This is a genomic window from Rhizobium sp. NLR22b, from assembly GCF_019685295.1.
GTDB lineage: Bacteria > Pseudomonadota > Alphaproteobacteria > Rhizobiales > Rhizobiaceae > Rhizobium.
The window spans coordinates 309,980-331,246 of sequence record NZ_JABDWM010000002.1; the positions used below are offsets into that span (position 1 = coordinate 309,980).

The following is a 21,267-nucleotide window of genomic DNA, read 5'->3' on the forward strand; positions in this document are numbered from 1 at the left end:
AGGGTTTGACAACGATTCTAATCTGCATCACCGTTGAAAACTTCACCAATTTTTTGGATGAATGGGATAAGGTTGGGTCGTATGATCGATAATAATTTGAAAATCGACGAAATTGATCTGAGGATTCTGACGTGCGCGCAGCGGGATTCTTCGCTTTCTCAACGTGACTTGGCCGAGCAGGTCGGACTGTCGCAGAATGCTTGCTGGCGCCGGCTTCAGCGCCTTTATGCGACAGGCATCATCAAAGGATCGCGCGCCTCCATCGATTTCGAAGCGCTCGGTTTTGATCTCACGGTGATCGTCATGATCCGAACTCGCCATCACTCAAAGGAATGGTCGGAAGATTTTCGCAAGCACGTCGACCGGATGCCGGAAGTCGTCGATTTCTACCGAATAGGCGGCGACTGGGACTACCTGATCAAGGTCATCACCAAAGGAATGTCGGGCTATGATGCGTTCTACCAGAAGCTGATAACAAACTTCGATCTTGCGACAGTGACCGGCTATTTTTCGATGGAAGCAATCATCAGCAATCGCGCTGTGGACCTGATGCGCATGCGGTGACGCCTACGCCGAATCCGCGGTGCACCCCCAGCGGCGTGGCATTCAAACCTCACCGCCTAATTCCGGGGCCAGGTATGAATGCCGGCGGCCACACTGCTCCGTCGCGCCGGCGCGAAGTCGTCGTGGGCTGCGACGACCTCAATTCGATAGGCAGCGGTTCAAGAAGCTTCAACCGTCAGACAGCTCAGTTTTCTAACTTATGCGAATCAGCTCCGGGCGCGACGGATCAACTCCAGACCGGGACGCGATGTGGAACTTCTGCCTGCCAAAGCACCTAGTCCTTGACTGGTTCGCCGAGCGTATGCATCAGGCGGTTCGCCCAGCCGAATATGGCGGACGACAGCACGAGGTCCAGGGCCTCAAGCTCGGAAAGACCGACGTCCGTCAGCGCCTGCGCGTCAGCTTGCGTTGCTTTCGGCGGCGTCATCGACAGATGGGCGGAGAAATCGAAGATGGTTTGAAGGTGCTCATCGAGTTCGGCGTCGAGCCCATCGGCGAAAATGGCGTCGATCACGTCAGTCCGCTTGGTATGGCTGATGAACCGGGAGGCATGGACGGCGGCGCAGTAGACGCAGCGATTGACGACGGAAGCAGCAGTGGCGCCTAGTTCGCGTTCTCCCGGTGAAAGCCCGTCCTTCCCGTACATGATCAGGTTGAACAGGGGTGAGCGGACAGCGAGGGATTCCGGGTCGTGCGCAAGCGTCAGGACGTAGGGGGAGATGCCCTTGTTGGAGGGCGTGACCTGCATTGCCTCCCGCTGCTCGGCGGTCGCAGTTTCAAGATCGACTGGAATGACGTAAGGCTGCCAGCGCGGAACCTGGGTGGTGAAGGTGTGGACGACTTCGCTCATTGTCTTCCTCCGATCAGCGCCAGCCCTGCGATGACTCGAACCTGATAATTTACGAAGGCCGCAAGCTCCGACAGCCGGACGATGTCGGCGTCGGTCGTTCCCGCACGGCGCAATCCTTCTATGTGGTCGCGGGTCGCTTCCTGCGGCGCGACCGTCAGTCGGTCCGCATGGCGGACGATCTCTGCGATGCGTTCATCGGTTGCGCTAGTACCCGGCTTAGCGAGCGGCGCTGTCGATGCCTCGGCGGCACGTTTCACCAGTTCGTCGTAGTGCTTCGCCAGTTTTTCGTTGTGGTTATGACGGGCCATACGGGCGGCAAGCGCCGCCCTGAGACCATACGACAGGCCACCGGGATCACGCGGAAGAAGGACTGCGTCGTGGGCGGCTTCGCTGAGGCGCAGGATCTCCGCCCGCTTTCCCATGGCTTCGGCAAGGGCCGAACCGGGTCTGACGGCGGCAAGAGTTTGGATGAGCGTCAAGGCAGGCTCCTTTCATCTCGCTGGAGAGCATTAGATCGGGTCTGTTCATTATGTCAAAATAGCATGAAGGCTTGCAATCCATGCGAAATAATTATCTACTATCCGCTCAAATTATGGGAAGCCCATGCTTCCAAAAGCATGGCTGGCGGGAGTTCATGTTGAATATGAATAGAAACCCGTTCGACATTCGGCAACTCGAAGCCTTCGCGGCAGTGATGTCGGCTGGCAGCGTCACCGGCGCAGCCCGGCTGCTCGGCCGTTCGCAGCCAGCCGTGACGCGGCAGATCCAGGATCTGGAAGCCGATCTGGGCTATGCGCTCCTCCACCGAAGCGGTCCGCGCATCCAGCCGACGTCGCGCGGACTGCGCTTCCATGCCGAGGTCGAACGTCATCTCGCCAGCCTGACCCACATCCGCGAACGGGCCGAGGCAATCGGTCTTGACGAGCCCGCGACCTTGACCATCGCGGCAACGCCATCCCTTGCTGCAGGAATCCTGCCGAAGGCTTTGGCGGCCGTCTCGCCCGACCTGATCCCGCGTCATCTCCACGTCCAGGCGCTCGCCGCCGAAAACGTCGTGCAGGCGGTTCTCGCCCGGTCGGCCGATCTCGGCATATCGAGCCTGCCGCTCGAACATCCCGGTCTTGACATCCACTGGATCGCGGAAGCACCGTGCGTGATTGCCATCGGCGCCGACGATCCTCTCGCTGCGAACGATGTCGTTCGCCTGGCCGATCTGGCGGAGCGTCGCATCATCACGCTTGCGAACCCCTATCGGCTTCGTCATCGCGTCGACGAGGCGCTGGAACGGGCAGGGGTGGCGCCGGATCGCATCATCGACGTCAACGCCTCGCTGACTGCGCTCTCGCTGGTGCGCGCAGGACTTGGCATTGCCATCGTCGAGCCCGCGACCGTCTGCGGCGTGCCCCTCGATGGCATCGTCATGCGCGTGCTCGACCAGGCCATTCCGTTCCTGTTCGGTGCGATTACGGCGGCGGCGTTGCCGCTCGCACCGACCGTCGCCGCCGTAATCGATGCCGCGCGACTCGAGGCATTGAAGATGCCCGGCTGCCGCCTGCTGGAGGCGAATGGCATCGAAACCTTGGCGGACACGGTTTACGGGCAGGCGGCAATTCCCGAAGGAGCGCCCGCATGAGCGATCTCTCCACACATCCGGACAATCTTCACGCCCTCGAAGCGCGTCTGCGTCAGGACCTCACCTGGCTGGAACTGCCTGCCAAGGCCTGGGTTCCGGCGCGTGAAGTTGATGGCAAGCCTGTCATCGACGTCGTCATCATCGGCGGCGGCATGGCAGGCCTCGTCGCTTCCGGAATGCTGAAGCGCCTTGGCGTCGCCAACCATGTCACCCTCGACAAGGCACCTGCCGGGGAGGAAGGGCCGTGGGTCACTTTCGCCCGGATGCGTACCCTTCGATCTCCCAAACAACTCACCGGTCCCGCGATGGGACTGCCGGCGCTCACCTTCCGGGCCTATTATGAAGCGCGCTTTGGAAGCGCGGCGTGGGTGGCACTCGACCGGGCGCCGCGCGAGACGTGGATGGACTACCTGATCTGGTATCGGAAGGTGCTCGAGCTGCCGGTGCGCAACGGCGTCTCGGTCGATGCGATCCTGCCGCGCGACGACGGCATGCTCGACCTCGCCTGCAGCGAGAATGGCCGCACGGAAACGATCATCGCCCGCCATGTGGTTCTTGCAACCGGCCGCGACGGTCTCGGCGGCCCCTTCGTGCCCGACATCGCCGAAAATATCGATCGCAGGTTCTGGGCGCACACCGCCGATGCGATCGACTTCGCAGCGCTGCGCGGCAAGCGGGTAGGGGTGATCGGTGCGGGTGCGTCGGCGATGGACAACGCCGCGACGGCGCTCGAAGCCGGTGTCGCCCGCCTCGACATGTTCGTCCGCCGCAAGGAACTGCCGCGGATCAACAAGTTCACCGGCATCGGCAGCCAGGGCGTCGTCCATGGCTTCGCCGGACTGCCGGACGAATGGAAGTGGCGCTTCCTCGACTACGCCATGAGCCAGCAGACGCCACCGCCGCGTCCGAGCGTGCTGCGCGTCAGCTCCTTCGAGCAGGCCCACCTTCATCTCCAAAGCCCGATCACCGGCCTGCAGCAGGACGGCGACCAGCTCCTCGTGACGACGTCGAAGGCCAGCTACCCCCTCGACTTCTTGATCTTCGGGACCGGCTTCAAGATCGATCTGACCAATCGGCCGGAACTGGCCGTCTTCGAACCCCACATCCGACTTTGGCGCGACCGCTTTCCGACGCCGGCCGGGATGGCGAATGCGGAGCTTGAAGGATCGCCCGATCTTGGCGAGGCTTTCGAGTTCCTTGAGAGGGAACCGGGTTCCTGCCCGGTTCTCTCGAAGATTCATTGCTTCAACTTCCCGGCGACCCTCAGCCACGGCAAGCTCACCGGCGACATCCCTGCAATCAGCGAGGGCGCCGACCGCCTGGCGCGCGGCGTCGTCCGATCGCTCTTCGTCGAAGACCGCGAGAAGCACTTTGCAAACCTCCGGGCCTTCGACACGCCGGAACTTCTCGGCGACGAGTGGTTCGATGCCGAGACCGAAGCGCTTTCCGAACTATCTTCCGAAAGGACCTGAGATCCGAAATGCTTGAGATCAAGAACCTGAAGCTGTCCTACGGTCGCACGCAGATCCTGAATGGCGTCGATCTCTCGGTGAAACGAGGTGACGTGGTTTCGATCATCGGTCCCAGCGGAACCGGCAAGACGACGCTGTTGAAGTGCATCAACCATCTAGCGAAGCCGGCATCCGGAACGATTGCCTTCGACGATATCAGGATGGACTTCGCGCGGCCGGACAAGACCGCCGTTCGGGCGATCCGTCTGCGCACCGCGATGGTGTTCCAGCAGTTCAACGTCTTCAAGAACATGACGGTTATTCAGAACGTCATGGATCCGCTGATGGTCGTACAGGGCAAGGCCAAGGACGAAGCCCGCGCCATCGCGCTGCAGGAGCTTGAGCGGGTGGGGCTTTCCGACAAGCTCGACAACTACCCGTCGCAGCTTTCCGGCGGGCAGCTCCAGAGAACGGGCATCGCCAGAGCGCTCGCGGTCAAACCGGACGTGATGCTCTTCGACGAGCCGACCTCGTCGCTCGATCCCGAACTCGTGAACGAGGTTCTCAAGGTGATCAAGGATGTAACGTCCTCGGGCATCACCTCGCTTCTCGTCACGCACGAGATGCAGTTCGCCAAAAACATCTCGAACCGCATCGTCTTCATGGACCGGGGTGTCGTCGCAGCCGACGGCAGTCCGTCCGAAATCTTCGACACGCCGTCCAACCCGCGCCTCGCTCAGTTTCTCAATTCCGAACGCGCGATCCAGTAAGAAAGGATGCCTGAAATGACTTCCATGAGTTCAATCTCCCGCCGTGGTCTCGGTCTCGCCGTAGCAGGCGTCGCGATCGCGTTCGCAACCGCGTCCTTCGCCGAGGACGTTCGGACGATCAAGATCGCCACCGCGGCGGAATCGAAGCCGCTCTCCTGGGGCGCGATCGGCGTCGAACCGCAGGGCTACGAGCCCGACGTCTTGAAGGCGATCAACGCCAAGCTGCCGCAGTACAAGTTCGTGATGGAGGGTGCTGCCGACATCGCGCAGGAGACGGGCCTCGCGACCGGCAAGTACGATGTCGCAACCGGCGGCTACTACCGTGCTCCCGCCCGCGAAAAGCAGTTCCTCATTCCGGAAGCGCCGATCGGCGCCAGCCTGATCAAGATCTACAGCCGCAAGGACAGCGGCATCAAGGAGATGAAGGATCTCGTCGGCAAGAAGATCGTGCCGGTGACGGCGGGCGGCGGCATCTACAAGTTCGCGACCGCATGGCAAGAGCAGAACCCCGACTACAAGATCGAGATCACGGCTTCGAGCGCCGGCATTCCCTATCCGGATCGCCTGAAGGAGGTCGAGAACGGCAAGTATGACGCGCTCGTCCTGCCGTCGAATCTCGGCGAGCAGACCGTGATCGACCAGCAGAAGCTGAATGTCCAGGCAAGTGAGCCGGTCGCGATCAATAATACCTTCGTGCTCATCCACCGCTCGGAAGAGAACAAGGCGCTCGCCGACGGCATCGACAAGGCTTTGAAGGAGCTCAAGGCCGACGGCACGCTCGCCAAGCTCTCGCAGAAATGGTTCGGCGAGGACATCACCACGTACATGAAGTAACGCCGGGCGTCGAAGCCGGCGACCAGGCCCAAGACTGAAAGAAGGAGCGTTCCCAAGTGGACCTTTCCATAATGATCCCCGAGTTGCTTTCGGCATTGCCGCTGACGCTTGCGATCACATTCACGGCCATGGCCGCCGGCTTCGTGCTGGCATTGATCGCGACGACGTTCCGGGTGCGCAGGATCCTTGTGATTAGCCAGTTGGCCGACCTCTACGTATCCTATGCGCGCAGCGTTCCCGTCGTCCTTCAGTTGTTCGTCGCCTTCTACGGGCTCCCCGTGCTCGTCGGCCTATTCGGTATCGGCGACTTCGTCTCGCCGACGATCGCCGCCATGCTGGGCCTCAGCCTCTACCATGGCGGCTATCTCTCGGAGGTCATGCGTCCGGCCTATCTCGCAGTCGAGCGAGGCCAGCACGATGCGGCGGACAGCTTGGGCTACACCTTCCGCCATAAGCTGCTGCGCGTCATCGCTCCGCAGGCCGTCCATATTGCGCTGCCGGGGTATGGAAACTCGATCATCTACCTGATCCACAACGTGGCGCTTGTCATGTACATCGGCGCGGCCGACGTCATGGCCACCGCCCACCTCGTCATGGAGCGGGACTACAACCAGTATCAGTTCGAGACCTACCTCGTACTGGCGGTGCTGTACTCGGTCCTTTGCCTCATCGCCTGGGCGACCGTTCGGCTCTTCGAGCGCCGCTCCGGCAGGTACGTACCAGGCGAAAAGACAGTCCGTGCCCCATTGATGGCCAGCGTCTGATCGAGGAAGGAAGTCATGATTTTCGACAGCGAAGTTCTTCTCCCCGACCTTTATGAGATCCTGGGCGCTGTGCCGCTGACGCTTGTCATGGCGCTCGCCATCTTCGTCCTGTCGACGGTCGTCGGCAGCTTGTTCGCCATGGTCGAGTATCAGAGGATCCCGGTGCTCCGCCAGCTCGTGATCGCCTACAAGGTGGCGTTCAAGGGCGTCCCGATGGTGGTGGTGATCTTCCTTGCCTATTATGGACTTCCGTCGACGCTGCGGTTCCTCACCTCGCTCGTCGGCGTGGAGTACAATGGTCACTCGACGCCGAACTGGGTGACGCTCATCGTCGCCCTGACGGCCTGCGTCGCGGCTTTCCAGGCGGAGGTGGTCAAGGGCGCGCTGAACTCGTTCGACACGGGGCAGGCGGACGCCGCCTATTCGCTCGGCTACAAGAAGAGCCAGCTCTTCCGCCGGGTCATGCTGCCGCAGGTTATCGTCGCGGCCATCCCGGATCTCGCCAACTCCTTCATGGTGATCATGAAGGCGCTGTCGCTAGGATTCGCCATCGAGGTGGTCGACATCTTCGCACAGTCGCAGTTGACCGCGGCGCTGAACTTCTACTATCTCGAAGCCTTCCTGGTTGCCGTGGTGATCTACATGGTGATCGCCTATGCCGTGACCCAAATCGCCGACAGAACGGAACGAGCGCTCAGAATACGAACCTGAGGGGCATAGGCGCGTTGCAGCTGACGCTGCTCGCGCCCGCGGCGCAGCGTCAGCGCTGCGTTTTACGGGCGGTAGCCGATGAACTTCCGCCCGAGGCAGGCAGTGCACTTCAGGATTCCTCGGGCGGCTTGAGATGGCGGAACTGCAGCAACAGCAAGAGGTCGTATATGATCTTCAGGCCGGCGCAGATGACAAACGGCCAGGCCCGATAAGACGCGGCAAAAAGAGCACCTGCCAGCGCAGGGCTGGCCGCCGATGCGAGGCTGCGCGGCACCGATGTGAAGCTTGCGGCAGCGGCTCGCTCCGCCTCAGTGACAACAGCCATCACGTAGGAAGAACGGGTTGGCACATCCATCTGCGAAAGCGCGGCCCGGACCAGCAGCAAGGCAAGCACCAGTGGCAAGGTGGGGGCGAATGCGGCAAGGCCGAGGGCAAGGCTGGACGGGATGTGGGTGAACACCATGGTGTTCACGAGTCCAATCCGCTTCGATAGCCGGGCGGCGACAGGAAACGAAAACGCCGACAGCACGCCCGTCCAGAAGAAAAACACTCCAGCCTCGGATAGCGAAAGATCGAATCGTTCGAACAGCCACAGCGCGAGCAAGGACTGGACCACGAAACCTCCGGCAAAGGCATCGAGACTGAAGAGGGCTGCGAGCTTCATGACAATGGCCCGCGAAGGCCCGAGTGCCGCCGGCTTGTGGTCTTCGTGCGTCACCGGGCGAGGCGGTATGCGGGCATAAAGAAGGCCGCCGAGAATGCCGACGAGCGCATAGACAACGAACATCAGCCTGATCGAACTCAGTTGCGTCATCCCGAGCCGCATCATGACATCTGGCAGCGCCGCAGCAAGCGCGCCGCCGGCGCTTGCGAGCGCCCCGACCAAGCTATAACGCGCAAACATTCTCGTTCGATCGGCGTTGGTCACCTCCCGGGCCAGGACCGCATGTTCAAGCGGCACGAAGATGCTCACGCTGCCTGCCGACGGATTGATCGTACCGGCAAAGGCGACGGCGAGCAGCAGCGCATAGTCGCTGATCATCGGCATAGCGAGACCGGTGGCGACCATCAGGCCGGCGGCGGCCAAAAGCAGGCGGCGGAGATCATGATGCGCGCCGAGAAAGCCGATGATGATCGTCAAAAGTGCGGATCCGAAGAGGGATGTCGTCGCAATGACGCCGACCTGCAGGGGCGAAAATCCAAGAGCAAGGAGATAGACCGGCAACAGGATGGCCACGAAACCGTCGCCGAAGTCGCGCAAGGAGCGCGCTGCAAAAAGCCATGTCGTCGGCTGAACGCTTCGGGCCTGTCCCATTGTCCTCGATCTCATCCTGCTTTCCGAAAATCAATTCCGATTTTCGGGCCGATGCGCCAGATCCACCCTACTTTTTAACCGCGCGCGGGCGCCAGCTGAGAACCGTTATTTCCGGTGGAATTTCTGCGACGCTGCGAAGGCGCGGCCGATGTCGAAGGAGGGCAGTTGCAGCGGCGTACGGGACTCGCGGAAAACCAGACCGACGAGCTTATCGACGACCAGGATGAAGCCGAGCGCCAGACCGAGATAAAGCAGAGCGGCGATGAGCAGGAGCGATATTTCCATGGCTCACACGTTGGAAGCGTGGCTGCGGGCGGCAAGAGGCGCGACGACGAGCATTTCGATACGATCGTTCATGGCTGCCTCCCTCGTTTCGCCATAAACAGTTTTTGTATGATCCCCGGCTTGCGGGCGAAGGCTCAATTTTTTCGGAGGCCTCAAAGCTTGCAGCGTCATCCGGCCCTTGTTCACCCCCCCGCGCGGAAAACCCGCCTGCAAGCTTCCATAAAACACAGATGATTCAGACATATGACAAAGAGAGGCCGAAGGGCGCCACGGTGACGCCCTTTCAACGATGTCAGCGGTTTTCAATATTCAGGTCGCCGTCTTGCGGCTTGCAGTCCGCTTGGGCGCCGGCGTGACGACGCCGTTTGTCTTGGCGCCTGGGGCGGCCTTCGTGGTCGTTGCGGCGCGCTTGACCCTGGGTTTGGCCTCTTTGCCGTTGGAAGAGGAGCCTTCGAGCGCGTCGCGCTCGTGGCGTGCCTGTTCCCAATGGATGGAATCCCGCCCTGTCGGATAGCCCTCTTCTTCCCAGAGGGCATATGCACGTTTCTTGATCCACTCTTCCCGAGTTTCTGCCATCGCTGATCTCCAGTCACATTTTGCCGTCGTTCGAACGCGATACTGGCAGGATGGTTCCAGAGGAGGAGCCCGGTTTCAAGCGAAATCGAACCGCAACCGCAAATATTTCGCATTGCAGCATATCAAGGTTGAGAATCGGCATTCATCGAAGTTGAAATTCCGCCGCCTTGTGCAGATCTGACACGAATGCCTGGCGCTGCTTTTGCTGCTCGGCCTCATCGCGAATTCTCAGGAGATAAGAGGGGTGGATTGTCACCAGAACCGGGGGATGGTTTGCAGGCTGCAGGACATGACCGCGCTCGGGCGTCAATTTCGCCTTCGGCCCGAGCAGCGCATAGAGGGCGCTCGCGCCCAGCGCCACCACGAGTTTCGGCTGCAGGATGTTGAGCTCCGCGCCAAGCCACCAGGCGCAACGCCTTATCTCGCCGGCATTGGGTTTCGCATGCAGGCGCCGTTTGCCGCGGGGCGTGAACTTGAAGTGCTTGACGGCATTGGTGACGTAGCAGCGTTGACGGTCCAGACCGGACTCGTCGAGACAGAGGTCGAGCAGATGGCCTGCCGGGCCGACAAAGGGCCTGCCGGTGATATCTTCGCGGTCACCCGGCTGCTCACCGACAAGGACGATCTCGGCCTTTCCCGGGCCTTCACCAAAGACGATCTGCGTCGCATTGCGATAAAGGTCACAGCGGGTACAGTCCTCGGCCTGATGCCGGAGTTCGGTAATGCTTTCTGCATCCGCGACTTCGAGCGCCAGGGCAGGACCAATGTTTGCGGCGATGTTCACGATGGCAATCCTCATCTCCTGAGGAGGAATCGATCTCAACCGGGATTGTTCCCGCGATCGAACGGGGACTCCCGGCAAAACAATCCCGAAGAAAAATTTCGCGCCATGGGGGAGCGGCTGCATAATTGAACGCCGCCGTTTCGCGGCTATATTGGCCAGCGATGTTCTATCTCCTGTCGACCTACTGGCCGCATATCCTCTTTGTCGTTTCGATCGCCATGGGAGCCGCGGCGGCGATTCATGCCGCCATGACCAAGGAGGAGGTGCGCGCGGCAATCGGCTGGGTCGGCGTCATCATCCTCTCGCCAATCGTCGGTGCGCTGCTTTACGCGATCGCCGGCATCAATCGCATCCGCCGCAAATCGCTGAGCATTCGCCGCGACGCCCTGCTGCTCGCGCCGGGGACCGACGAGCTGGAGACGTTCGACGCCGACGCCGAGACCGTGATCAGCCAGTTCGGCCGCCGCTTTGCGGCGCTGCAGACGCTGGGCGACCGGGTGACCCGCAACCCGCTGACCTCGGGCAATACGATCGACATGCTGGAGACCGGCGATGAGGCCTATGCCGCGATGAAATCCGCCATCGATGAAGCGAGGCGCAGCATCCTGCTCGAAACCTACATCTTCGACCGTGATGTCATTGGTCTGCGGATCGCCGATGCGCTGATTGCCGCGGTGAAGCGGGGTGTGACGGTCCGGGTGCTGATCGACGCCGTCGGCGCGCGTTATTCGGTGCCGAGCATTCTCGGCCATCTCAAGGAGGGCGGCGTCACCGTCGCCGTCTTCAACGGCAATGTCATCATGGGCTTGCGGCTGCCCTATGCCAATCTGCGCACCCACCGCAAGATCCTGATCGTCGACGGACGCATTGCGCTGACCGGCGGCATGAATATCAGGGCGGGTTTCAGCGAGGAGGCGACGGGCGAGACCTTTGCCCGTGATACGCATTTCAGCGTCACCGGCCCCGTCGTCACCGATCTCTTCGATCTTGCCGCCGAAGACTGGCGGTTCACCACCGACGAACTGTTGAACGACGAGGCCTGGCGCATCGAGCCGCCGCCGCGCAGCCCCGGCGACCCCATCCTGATGCGCATCGTCGCCTCAGGGCCGGACCGCAGCCTCGAGACCAACCATAAGATGCTGATGGGCGCCTTTTCGGTTGCGCGTCAATCGATCCGCATCATGTCGCCCTATTTCCTGCCGGACCGCGAACTGATCAGCGCCCTGGTGACGGCGGCGCGGCGCGGCGTTGAAGTCGATATCGTCGTGCCGGCTCTCAACAATCTCATGCTGGTCGACCGGGCGATGACGGCGCAATTCGATCAGATCCTCAAAAATTATTGCCGCATCTGGCGCTCGACCGGCAGCTTCAGCCATTCGAAGCTTCTGACGATCGACGGCACCTGGGCCTATGTCGGCTCTTCCAACCTCGATCCACGTTCGCTCAGGCTGAATTTCGAGGTCGATCTCGAAGTGCTGAATGAGGGCTTTGCCGCCGAGATCGACGAGCATATCGAGGAAATCCTGAAATCGGCAACGCTGGTGACGCTGGAAGGCTTACGCGCGCGGCCCTTCCCGGTGCGGCTGATCGAGAAGGTCCTGTGGCTGGGTTCGCCCTATCTCTGACGGATTTTTTGCATTCCGACATGGCAAGTTCCGCGCGGCCGCCTATACTGCCGAGTGAGTAGCCTCTTTGATCAACGGAACAAGTGCGCCTCCCGATGCACGCCAGGAAAGACAGTCTTCCCGCCAGCATTCTCGCCTCGATCAGGAGCAGGAAAAAGCGGCTTGACGCGGCGCATATGGAGGCAAGGCCGCGCAGCGCCGGAACGTTGATCGCCTCCTACAATGTCCACAAGTGTGTCGGTACTGATCGCCGCTTCGATCCGGAGCGCACCAGCCGGGTGATCCATGAAATCGGTGCCGACGTGATCGCGCTGCAGGAAGCCGACACACGCTTCGGCGAGCGCACGGGCATTCTCGACCTCGGCCGGCTGGAGCGGGAGACGGGGCTAATCCCTGTGCCGGTCGCCGGAATGGCGAAGGCGCATGGCTGGCACGGCAATGTCGTGCTGTTCAAGAAGGGGCTGGTGCATGACGTGCACCAGGTCAGGCTGCCGGGGCTGGAGCCGCGCGGTGCGCTGGTCGCCGAAATCGAGCTGGAGGAGGGCGGGGTGCTGCGCATCATCGCCGCGCATTTCGGCCTGCTGCGCCACAGCAGAGCCCAGCAGGCCCGGACCCTCGTCGAACTGATCAACGACAGGCACGAGATGCCGACCATCCTGCTCGGCGACCTCAACGAATGGCGGCTCGGCGACCGCTCGTCGCTGAACACCTTCCAATCCGCCTTCGGCGAGCTGCCGCCCGCCGTGCCGAGTTTTCCCGCCGGCCTGCCGCTGCTGGCGCTCGACCGCATCATCGCCAACCGCAAGGGCATCATCTCCGAGGTGGAGGCGCATGATACACCGCTCGCCCGCATCGCCTCGGATCACCTGCCGATCAAGGCGCTCGTTGACCTGACGCCGGTGGGTGGGTAGCATCTCTAAGCTGATGTTTCGAAAGCTCCCGACGAGTATGATGCGTCTGACACTCCTTTGATAACTGCCTCGACTGCGCTTAAGAGGTCGCCCACTCCATCAATGCGTTCTGGGCGTGAAGCAGGAAAGCCTTTGCCTCGCGGAAACGACATGTCGGATTTGATGTCGCGTCTGCGCCACTTCCTGCCTCTCGCCACTGGTGGACAAGGCAAAAAGATTGTGTTGCGGCGCCCTTGGTCGAGGAGCGATGCCGACACCTATAAGGCCGCCAATTCGCCTTCTTCTGCGTCACTGGGCCATGGGTCTGTGACAATCACGTCCGCAGCGATGCCGACGGCGTTCAGAACCGTCAATGCTCCTTATGCGCCTAACTGGCTCAGTCCTGACCAACAGCCGTTGGCCACAAATCGTGATCGTCGGGACTTTGTGGCATACCGAGCTCACGCTGATGACGACGTGCAGCAGGCGCTGATGATTCACATTTGAAAGCAAGTCAAAGGGTCTGCGAATACACGCTGCCGTCATGCGGCGGCCTCGTAGCCTCTAGAAGCCGGGCTCTCAGGGCCTTCAAGCTGAAAGCGTGCGATCATCTCGGTAAGTGCGAGCGCCTCTGACGATAGCTGTTGCGTGGCGGCATTGGTCTCTTCCACCATCGCCGCATTTTGCTGCGTCATACGATCAATATCGTTCACCGACGCATTGATCGAATTGAGTGTCGTCGCTTGATCGCGGCTTGACGCGGCGATCAGTTCAATATGGCCGACGATGTGGACGATCTCGGTGGAAATCTCCATCAGCGCATCGCCAGTGCGGCCGACGAACTCGGAGCCCGACGCAACCTCTCGGACAGAATTGTTGATGAGCTCGCCGATTTCCTTGGCTGCGCGAGCCGATCGCTGCGCCAGCTCCCGCACTTCCTGCGCCACGACTGCAAAGCCCTTGCCGGCCTCGCCCGCTCTCGCCGCTTCGACTCCCGCATTCAGGGCCAAGAGATTGGTCTGGAAAGCGATGGAATCGATGGCGCTGACAATCTGTACGATCTTGCCCGACGCGTCCTCGATCCGTCCCATAGCCGATACTGCGTTTTGGACCACCGAAGCCGAGGCGTCGGCGCCTTGTTTGGCGCGTTGGACAAGCGCCAGCGCTGCTGCTGCCCGTCCTGAAGAGGTGTTGACGGCGGAAGAAATCTCCTCCACAGCCGCTGCGGTTTCTTCAAGAGCAGCCGCCTGCTTTTCAGTCCGACTGGCCAAGTCTTCGACGGCTTCCGCCATCTGGCGGCCATTATTGCTAATGAGGGAAGACGTCTCACGGATCTCGCAGAGGGTCTCTCTGAGACCCGCCACCGACATGTTGAAATCGGTGCGGATCCGATCGAGCTCAGGGGCAAAGGGCGTATCGATCGCAAAATTCAACTGCCCGCGCGACAGCCGCGTGAGCCCTTCCGCCAGCGCCTCGATTGCGGCATCAACCTGAACCTGTGCGTTACGTCGCTCGAGTTCGTTGCGGGCGCGCTCAGATTCTGCCTCACGACGCGCGATCTCGGCCTGTTGTTCCATTTCGACTTTCGACAGCGCATTTTGTTTGAAGACCGAAAGCGCACGGGCCATTTCCCCGATTTCGTCGGCCCGTGTCTCGCCCGTTATTGTGGTGTCGAGCCTTCCCTCGGCGATCTTGCGCATCGCTGCGGTAATCTGGGCGATAGGTCCCTTCAGTGTGAAGACCAGCGCGGCACCTGCGGCCATGGCAATTAGGATGCCGATGACAATCGCGCCGCCGGATATCCTATTGGCCTGTTGACGATCCTGCCCAGCATTTTCCTTCTGCGTCTCGGCGAACTGCGCAAGCAGGTTCCAGGTGTTGTCGATCTGCTCCGCGGCGCGGTCGAACTCAGCAAGCTTGCGGAGCGCACCGTCGGAGAGCGCTGCCGCGTTCGCCGCAAGCAGATCGAGAACGGGTTGAGCCTTCTTCGGAATCTCGGCAAAAACCGGATCGTCGGTCACCACGCCGGCGAGACGGCCGAGCTCGGTCTGATACATGTAGATTGATTGCTGGACTTTCTTCACTCGCGCGTCGTCTGGCTTGCCTGCAAGTTCGGCGAAGCCGACGCGGATCTCGTTATTGCTGTTAACGATAGCACGCAGTTGGTTGCCGACATTCGTCGCCTGAGAGATATCCTTGTCCGACGCGGCAAGCGCGAGTACTGAGGTCCGCATCAGGTCGTCGCCAATTGTCTTGAGACTGTCCCCAATAGCAGCAAGATTAGCGATGGCGGTATCCGTTGTCGGGACATCCAAAGTGTCTGGCGACGCCTTCGAAGCGTTAAGGATGGCATCTACCGCAGCGGCATACTGCGTTGCGAGGGCTTCTCTGTCGGTCCCTATCGCAGGCGAAAGCTGCTCCCTTGTCTTCTGCAAATCGGGCGCATATTTGGCTAGAAGGCTAAGCTTGTCAGCCGACGTTGTAGCGTTCGTATAATCATTGCTAAGTTTTGTCGCAACACTGGCGGCCGCGGTGATGGAGACGGCGTTGCTGAGGCCGCTCTTGTTGGCATTTTCCATCTTTTTCGCACTCGCCATCAGCATGAACGAGCGCTTGCCAACCTGCCCTTGCAGGTCAAGAAGCGCCGCGGAAGCAGCGTCCACGTCGCTGAGAATTTTCTGCTGTCCCGTTTCGATTTGCCAGATCGCTTCGATCTTTTGCGGGATGATTTGCGACTGATCGAGCGCGCGGTCGAGAAGCCCCACATCGGTCGTCGGCCTTAGAGTCTCGATCGTCTGCTTCAGGTTTGCCAATTGCTCTCGGGCGTCCGCAAGCGCGGTGTCACGAGCTTCCTGCGACGGCTTCATCAGAAAGCCGGTCATGCTTGAAGAAACAAGCTTGAACCCGTTCAGAGACTGCAAAATATGGTTGGAGATCTCCATCCGACCTTCGAGAAGGCTCGACGCGTAGTACCCCGTCAACCCTACTGCGCATAGGCTAATGACGAATGGCGCCAAAAGCGCGAGCACCTTCGTCTGAATGCGAGCCCGCCACATCAACCCATGTACCATATATGCACCCCCCAAATTTGAGGTAAAGCTGCCATCCTTTTCTTAAGGACCGATGAAGGGACTAGGCGTCGCCTCTGTTGCCGCCGCGGAGAACAACACCGGACAAAATCGCGAAACGGAGGCTGCCGAATTGCGGGTGTCATTCGGTATGGCGATGGCCATGCCATGCATCTCCCTTGTAAGCCCCAGGCGAGCCGGAAGGCTTACGTGATCACGAGACGGAAAAGCGAAAGCCGAATTGACTATTCATCAGGCGTCCATGATCGCTCGATATGGATGTCAAGGTTTTGCGCTATCCTTTGCTCCAGGATGCTTTCAAAGCCGAAGAGGGCTGGGTCGGATCTGCATTCATCCGTCCGTGCCCATCGCCAACGGAGAGTGCTCCGTACTTCGCAGCGTTCGTTGCGACTTCGTGAAACAGGAGCGCGAGATTGTGAAAATCGCGGTTAGGGCAGGTCGCAGGCGCCGACGCTTTAGGCGCTCCCGGTGACGGGGCAATCCTTGCCTAGGTCCTGTTGATAATGTGCTTGGCCAAATCAGCTGAGTTTTAATTCAAGGTGCCTTTCAGGAGGCTGCCCTGGTACGTGGTGACCTACCGACGCAAAATGGCAAACCGTAGAACCGCTTCTGCCCAGGGAGCGACGCAGCAAGATCGGCCTTATTATAAAGACAACTCGGCTTGACGTCTTGCCCCGTTTGCGAAATGCTAAGATGTCAGACCAATTCAGATCTGGCTGCCTGATAGAAAAAATGGGGAACCATGAAGGCAAATCGTAGCGACAGGCCGGTGATCCGGCCGCTTCCCGTCATGGACCGGGCGCGTCAGGTGACCGATGCGCTGGCGGATTATGTGGAGGAAGCGCGGTTGCAGGCGGGTGATCGGCTGCCGGCCGAGCGGGAGCTGATGGCGGCCCTTGCCGTTGGCCGTTCGACCATTCGCGAGGCGATCCGGCATTTTCAGGCGCTCGGCGTCATCGAGACGCGCAAGGGCAGCGGCACCTATCTGCTGAAGCCGGTGTCCCGGGCGACGATCCATATGCCGCTGTCTTTCGACGCGGCGCATCTGCGCGATGCGCTGCTGCAGACGCTGGAGGTTCGCCGCGGCATCGAATGCGAGGCGGGCATGGTCGCCGCCCGGCGGCGCACGACAAGAGACCTCGTCGTCATCGAGGAGAAGCTCAACGAGATGGAGCGGGTGCATCTGGAGAAGGGCACATCCGGGCCGGAGGATCTGGCCTTCCATCTCGCCGTCTACGACGCCACCCACAATCCGCTGTTTCGCCAGTTGCTTGAACAGATGCGCGAGACCTTCGAGCGCTTCTGGGAGCATCCGTTCGACCGGCAGGATTTCGCTCGCCGGTCCTTTCCCTTTCACCGCACGCTTTTTAACGCGATCGCCGCTCGGGATGCCGAGGCGGCGCGGGCGGAGACATTGAAAATTCTCGATATTGTCGAGGAAGACATCAAGGAAATGTCCAAATGAGCAACGGCGCAGACCCGTTCGATCTTGCTTCCCTTATCACCGCCCACGACGACGGCAACTTCGCCGACGCCGTCGTGCCGCCGATCTTCCAGACCTCGCTTTTCACCTTTTCCGATTATGACGAAATGATCACCGTCTATCGCGGCGAGAAGGTGCGGCCGACCTATACGCGCGGGCTGAACCCGACGGTGCGCGCCTTCGAGGAAATGCTGGCCAAGCTCGAAGGTGCGGAGGATGCGCTGGGTTTCGCGAGCGGCATGGCGGCGATCTCGTCGGCGGTGCTGAGCTTTGTCGAGCCGGGCGACCGCATCGTCGCCGTCCGGCATGTCTATCCCGATGCCTTCCGCCTGTTCGGCACCATCCTGACGCGGATGAAGATCGAGGTGACCTATGTCGACGGTCGCGACGAGGAGGCGGTGGCGAAGGCGCTGCCCGGCGCCAAGCTCCTCTACCTGGAAAGCCCGACGAGCTGGGTCATGGAGGCGCATGACGTCGGTGCGCTCGCGGCCCTTGCCAAGCGACACGGCGTCGTATCGATGATCGACAACAGCTGGGCGAGCCCGTTCTTCCAGCGGCCTCTGACGCTCGGCGTCGATCTCGTCATCCATTCCGCCTCCAAATATCTCGGCGGCCACAGCGACGTGGTGGCGGGCGTCATCGCCGGCTCGAAGGCGATGATTGCGCGCGTCAAGGCCGAGGCCTATCCTTATCTCGGCGGCAAGCTTTCACCCTTCGACGCCTGGCTGTTGATCCGCGGCCTGCGCACGCTGCCGCTGCGGATGAAGGCTCATGAAGCCTCCGCCCTGGAGATCGCCAGACGGCTGCAGAAGCTCGATGTGGTGGAGACGGTCTGCCACCCCGGGCTTGCCAACCGTCTGCCCGCCGGGCTCCACGGCACGTCGGGCCTGTTTTCGTTCATTTTCCGAGAAGGCGTCGATATCCGCGCCTTCGCCGATCGCCTCAAGCTCTTCAAACTGGGTGTAAGCTGGGGTGGGCATGAAAGCCTGATCGTACCGGGCGAGGTGGTGCTGCAGCAGAAGGCACAGCCGAATTCCGCGCAAACCTTCGGAATCCACGCGCGATCCGTACGCCTCCATGTCGGCCTCGAAGGAACCGAGGCGCTGTGGAGGGACATCGAGGAGGCGCTCGCCGCCGCCTCATAATCCTGAAACCAGAGAGAACCTGACAAGAGAGACCTATAAGGGGGAACTGAGCATGAAAAAGCTGATAATCTCGACACTCTTTGCTTCGATGATGGCGGGTACGGCGTTCGCCGATACGACGCTGAAGTTGGTCGAAGTCATCACCAGCCCGGAGCGCACAGAAACGCTGAAATCGATCGTCGGCAAGTTCGAGGCCGCCAATCCCGGCACCAAGGTCGACATCATCTCGCTGCCCTGGAACGAAGCCTTCCAGAAATTCGCCACCATGGTGTCGGCCGGTGACGTGCCCGATGTGATGGAGATGCCCGATACCTGGCTGTCGCTTTATGCCAATAACGGCATGCTCGAAAGCCTTGAGCCCTATCTCGAAAAATGGGAGCACACCAAGGAGCTGACGCCGCGCGCGCTCGAGCTCGGCCGCGACGTCAAGAATACTGCCTACATGCTGCCCTACGGCTTCTATCTCAGGGCGATGTTCTACAACAAGAAGCTGCTTTCGGAGGCTGGTGTCGCCGCGCCGCCGAAGACGCTGGACGAGTTTACTGCCGCGTCCGAAAAGGTCTCCAAGCTGCCGGGCAAATATGGCTACTGCATGCGCGGCGGCCCGGGCGGCCTCAATGGCTGGATGATCTTCGCCGCCACGATGGCGGGCGACAACAAGTACTTCAAGGAAGACGGCACCTCGACCATGAACAGCCCCGGCTGGGCAAAGGGCATCGAGTGGATGGTCGATCTCTACAAGAAGGGCTATGCGCCGAAGGACAGCGTCAACTGGGGCTTCAACGAAGTCGTCGCCGGTTTCTATTCCGGCACCTGCGCCTTCCTCGACCAGGATCCGGACGCGCTGATCGCCATCGCCGAACGCATGAAGAAGGAGGATTTCGGCGTTGCGCCGCTGCCGAAGGGGCCTGACGGCAAGTCCTTCCCAACCATCGGCTATGGCGGTTGGTCGATGTTTTCGACGAGCGCCAACAAGGATCTCTCCTGGAAGCTGATCGCCACACTCGAAGGGCCGGAAGGCAATATCGAGTGGAACAAGCGCATCGGCGCCCTGCCGGCCTATACCGCGGCCGAAAAGGATCCCTTCTATGCCGGTGACCAGTTCAAGGGCTGGTTCGAGGAACTGGCGGATCCGAACACCGTGCCGACCGTCATGCCGACCTATCTGGAAGAGTTCGCCTTCTTCAAGGATTCGCTGGCGATCAAGACCTCGCAGCAGGCCTTGCTCGGCGACATCTCGGCGAAGGATCTGGCGGATCAGTGGGCGGATTATCTGACCAAGGCGCAGCAGAAGTTCTTGAGCAAGAAGTAGTGAAAAAAGGGGGCTTCGAGCTGTGGGCCCCCTCATCCGCCTGCCGGCACCTATGGCTGGGTCGAGCCACTGGTCTCGACCCGTCCTTCGGACCCCCGCTGGGGAGAAGAGACTCGTGGCGGCGCCTCATTCCCCTTCTCCCCAGCGGGGAGAAGGTGGCCCGAAGGGTCGGATGAGGGGGCTCCGGTCTCTTCGTTCAGAAGCGTCACAAATTCCCAACCGGGTAAGACAATGGAAACCGCAATCCGATGACCATTTCCGCCGATATGCTCGACATGCGTCGCGACCGCAGGCCGTGGCTGCGTCGTCTTGCCGATGCTTCGGAGCCCTATCTCTACAGCGCGCCGTCGCTGATCCTGATCATTGCGGTGATGCTGGTGCCGCTGACGCTCGGGCTGTCCTATGCCTTCCGCGATATCCAGCTGCTCAATCCCTTTTCCGGCGGCTTCATCGGGCTCGAGCATTTCCGCGAGTTGTCGAGCGACGCGGCCTTTTACGGCGCGCTGAGGAACACGCTGTGGTGGACCGGCGCCTCCGTCGTCTTGCAATTCATCTTCGGCCTCATTCTGGCGTTGCTGCTCGACAAGCCTTTCCCGGGCCGGGCGATCGCACAGGCGCTGGTTTTCCTGCCCTGGGCGGTGCCGTCCTTTCTCGCCGGTCTCAACTGGGCCTGGCTGTTCAATCCGGTCATCGGGCCGATCCCGCACTGGCTCTTCGCACTCGGGCTGATGCATGAGCCGGGCAACATTCTCTCCGATCCCGATCATGCGATGTGGGGGCCGATCGTCGCCAATGTCTGGTGGGGCATTCCCTTCTTTGCCATCACCCTGCTTGCGGCGCTGCAGGCGATTCCGCGCGATCTCTACGAGGCCGCCTCGATCGATGGTGCCGGCTGGTTTCAGCGTTTCCGCTCGATCACCCTGCCGTTTCTGGCGCCGACGATCGCCATCACCGTGCTGCTCCGCACCGTCTGGATTTCCAACTTCGCCGATCTCATCGTCGTCATGACCAATGGCGGCCCGGCCGACCGGACGCAGATCGTCGCGAGTTATATCTTCACCATGGCCTTCAAGCGGCTCGATTTCGGTTATGCCTCGGCGATTGCACTGGTGCTGCTGGCGCTGCTGCTCGCCTATTCGATGCTGATCATCCTGCTGCGGCAGACGCTGCTGAACAAGGATTGAGA

Annotated in this window: 22 protein-coding genes; 14 read left to right on the forward strand and 8 right to left on the reverse strand. The window is 61.0% G+C overall.

From position 1 onward, the window contains the following. Positions 1-81: 81 nt before the first annotated feature. Positions 82-564: an Lrp/AsnC family transcriptional regulator gene (locus HJC00_RS05150; protein WP_210632255.1), complete on the forward strand. Its 483-nt coding sequence runs from the start codon at positions 82-84 to the stop codon at positions 562-564. Between the two features lie 274 nt (positions 565-838). Here the strand turns inward: HJC00_RS05150 and HJC00_RS05155 are convergent, their stop codons facing one another. Both HJC00_RS05155 and HJC00_RS05160 read right to left on the reverse strand, forming a co-directional pair. Continuing rightward, positions 839-1,414, reverse strand: coding sequence for a peroxidase-related enzyme (locus HJC00_RS05155; protein ID WP_210632256.1), 576 nt, complete (start codon positions 1,412-1,414; stop codon positions 839-841). Continuing rightward, positions 1,411-1,893 carry a CMD domain-containing protein gene (locus HJC00_RS05160; RefSeq protein WP_210632257.1) on the reverse strand — a complete coding sequence of 161 codons (483 nt, stop codon included), beginning with the start codon at positions 1,891-1,893 and terminating at the stop codon, positions 1,411-1,413. Before HJC00_RS05160 ends, HJC00_RS05155 begins: the two co-directional genes overlap by 4 nt. A gap of 164 nt (positions 1,894-2,057) precedes the next feature. Here HJC00_RS05160 and HJC00_RS05165 point away from each other — a divergent pair, with 164 nt between their 5' ends. Genes HJC00_RS05165 through HJC00_RS05190 form a run of 6 tightly spaced genes read left to right on the forward strand, consistent with a single transcriptional unit; the run spans position 2,058 to position 7,577 of the window. Beyond that, a complete protein-coding gene (locus HJC00_RS05165; RefSeq protein ID WP_405048782.1) occupies positions 2,058-3,047 on the forward strand; it encodes a LysR family transcriptional regulator in 990 nt (329 codons plus the stop codon). Then, positions 3,044-4,519 (forward strand): NAD(P)-binding domain-containing protein, encoded by a 1,476-nt coding sequence (locus HJC00_RS05170; protein WP_221145005.1) that lies wholly within the window; start codon positions 3,044-3,046, stop codon positions 4,517-4,519. Before HJC00_RS05165 ends, HJC00_RS05170 begins: the two co-directional genes overlap by 4 nt. 8 nt (positions 4,520-4,527) lie before the next feature. Next, the gene (locus HJC00_RS05175; protein ID WP_221145007.1) at positions 4,528-5,268 is read left to right on the forward strand and encodes an amino acid ABC transporter ATP-binding protein; all 741 of its coding nucleotides are present in this window, start codon (positions 4,528-4,530) and stop codon (positions 5,266-5,268) included. Positions 5,269-5,283: 15 nt separating this feature from the next. Continuing rightward, positions 5,284-6,102: an amino acid ABC transporter substrate-binding protein gene (locus HJC00_RS05180; protein ID WP_221145009.1), complete on the forward strand. Its 819-nt coding sequence runs from the start codon at positions 5,284-5,286 to the stop codon at positions 6,100-6,102. Between the two features lie 56 nt (positions 6,103-6,158). Next, positions 6,159-6,866, forward strand: a complete 708-nt coding sequence (locus HJC00_RS05185; protein ID WP_210632262.1) for an amino acid ABC transporter permease — start codon at positions 6,159-6,161, stop codon at positions 6,864-6,866. An 18-nt stretch (positions 6,867-6,884) separates the two neighbouring features. Further along, on the forward strand, positions 6,885-7,577 hold the full coding sequence (locus HJC00_RS05190; protein ID WP_210632658.1) for an amino acid ABC transporter permease: 693 nt from the start codon (positions 6,885-6,887) through the stop codon (positions 7,575-7,577). A gap of 109 nt (positions 7,578-7,686) precedes the next feature. Here the strand turns inward: HJC00_RS05190 and HJC00_RS05195 are convergent, their stop codons facing one another. The 5 genes from HJC00_RS05195 to HJC00_RS05215 form a co-directional block, all read right to left on the reverse strand. Continuing rightward, positions 7,687-8,892: an MFS transporter gene (locus HJC00_RS05195; RefSeq protein ID WP_210632659.1), complete on the reverse strand. Its 1,206-nt coding sequence runs from the start codon at positions 8,890-8,892 to the stop codon at positions 7,687-7,689. 105 nt (positions 8,893-8,997) lie between these two features. Beyond that, positions 8,998-9,177 carry a hypothetical protein gene (locus tag HJC00_RS05200; RefSeq protein ID WP_210632263.1) on the reverse strand — a complete coding sequence of 60 codons (180 nt, stop codon included), beginning with the start codon at positions 9,175-9,177 and terminating at the stop codon, positions 8,998-9,000. A gap of 3 nt (positions 9,178-9,180) precedes the next feature. Further along, on the reverse strand, positions 9,181-9,483 hold the full coding sequence (locus HJC00_RS05205) for a hypothetical protein (RefSeq protein WP_221145230.1): 303 nt from the start codon (positions 9,481-9,483) through the stop codon (positions 9,181-9,183). Between the two features lie 3 nt (positions 9,484-9,486). Then, positions 9,487-9,753 carry a DUF2934 domain-containing protein gene (locus HJC00_RS05210; RefSeq protein WP_210632265.1) on the reverse strand — a complete coding sequence of 89 codons (267 nt, stop codon included), beginning with the start codon at positions 9,751-9,753 and terminating at the stop codon, positions 9,487-9,489. A gap of 142 nt (positions 9,754-9,895) precedes the next feature. Beyond that, positions 9,896-10,537 carry a UdgX family uracil-DNA binding protein gene (locus HJC00_RS05215; RefSeq protein WP_210632660.1) on the reverse strand — a complete coding sequence of 214 codons (642 nt, stop codon included), beginning with the start codon at positions 10,535-10,537 and terminating at the stop codon, positions 9,896-9,898. 161 nt (positions 10,538-10,698) lie between these two features. On the opposite strand from HJC00_RS05215, the gene HJC00_RS05220 reads away from it, so the two are divergent. The 3 genes from HJC00_RS05220 (at position 10,699) to HJC00_RS05230 (ending at position 13,559) form a co-directional block, all read left to right on the forward strand. Then, positions 10,699-12,162 (forward strand): phosphatidylserine/phosphatidylglycerophosphate/cardiolipin synthase family protein, encoded by a 1,464-nt coding sequence (locus HJC00_RS05220; RefSeq protein ID WP_210632661.1) that lies wholly within the window; start codon positions 10,699-10,701, stop codon positions 12,160-12,162. Positions 12,163-12,257: 95 nt separating this feature from the next. After that, positions 12,258-13,073: an endonuclease/exonuclease/phosphatase family protein gene (locus HJC00_RS05225; RefSeq protein WP_210632266.1), complete on the forward strand. Its 816-nt coding sequence runs from the start codon at positions 12,258-12,260 to the stop codon at positions 13,071-13,073. Positions 13,074-13,223: 150 nt separating this feature from the next. Further along, positions 13,224-13,559 (forward strand): hypothetical protein, encoded by a 336-nt coding sequence (locus tag HJC00_RS05230; RefSeq protein ID WP_210632267.1) that lies wholly within the window; start codon positions 13,224-13,226, stop codon positions 13,557-13,559. Positions 13,560-13,594: 35 nt separating this feature from the next. Here HJC00_RS05230 and HJC00_RS05235 read toward each other — a convergent pair whose 3' ends face one another. Then, positions 13,595-16,123 (reverse strand): HAMP domain-containing methyl-accepting chemotaxis protein, encoded by a 2,529-nt coding sequence (locus HJC00_RS05235; protein ID WP_221163720.1) that lies wholly within the window; start codon positions 16,121-16,123, stop codon positions 13,595-13,597. A gap of 760 nt (positions 16,124-16,883) precedes the next feature. On the opposite strand from HJC00_RS05235, the gene HJC00_RS05240 reads away from it, so the two are divergent. The 4 genes from HJC00_RS05240 (at position 16,884) to HJC00_RS05255 (ending at position 21,265) form a co-directional block, all read left to right on the forward strand. Beyond that, complete coding sequence (locus tag HJC00_RS05240) at positions 16,884-17,606, forward strand: FadR/GntR family transcriptional regulator (RefSeq protein WP_210632269.1); 723 nt, start codon at positions 16,884-16,886, stop codon at positions 17,604-17,606. Then, positions 17,603-18,769 carry a PLP-dependent transferase gene (locus tag HJC00_RS05245; protein WP_221163721.1) on the forward strand — a complete coding sequence of 389 codons (1,167 nt, stop codon included), beginning with the start codon at positions 17,603-17,605 and terminating at the stop codon, positions 18,767-18,769. Before HJC00_RS05240 ends, HJC00_RS05245 begins: the two co-directional genes overlap by 4 nt. A gap of 52 nt (positions 18,770-18,821) precedes the next feature. Then, a complete protein-coding gene (locus HJC00_RS05250) occupies positions 18,822-20,081 on the forward strand; it encodes a sugar ABC transporter substrate-binding protein (RefSeq protein ID WP_210632271.1) in 1,260 nt (419 codons plus the stop codon). Between the two features lie 248 nt (positions 20,082-20,329). Next, positions 20,330-21,265 (forward strand): carbohydrate ABC transporter permease, encoded by a 936-nt coding sequence (locus HJC00_RS05255; protein ID WP_221157977.1) that lies wholly within the window; start codon positions 20,330-20,332, stop codon positions 21,263-21,265. The last annotated feature ends 2 nt before the right edge of the window (positions 21,266-21,267 follow it).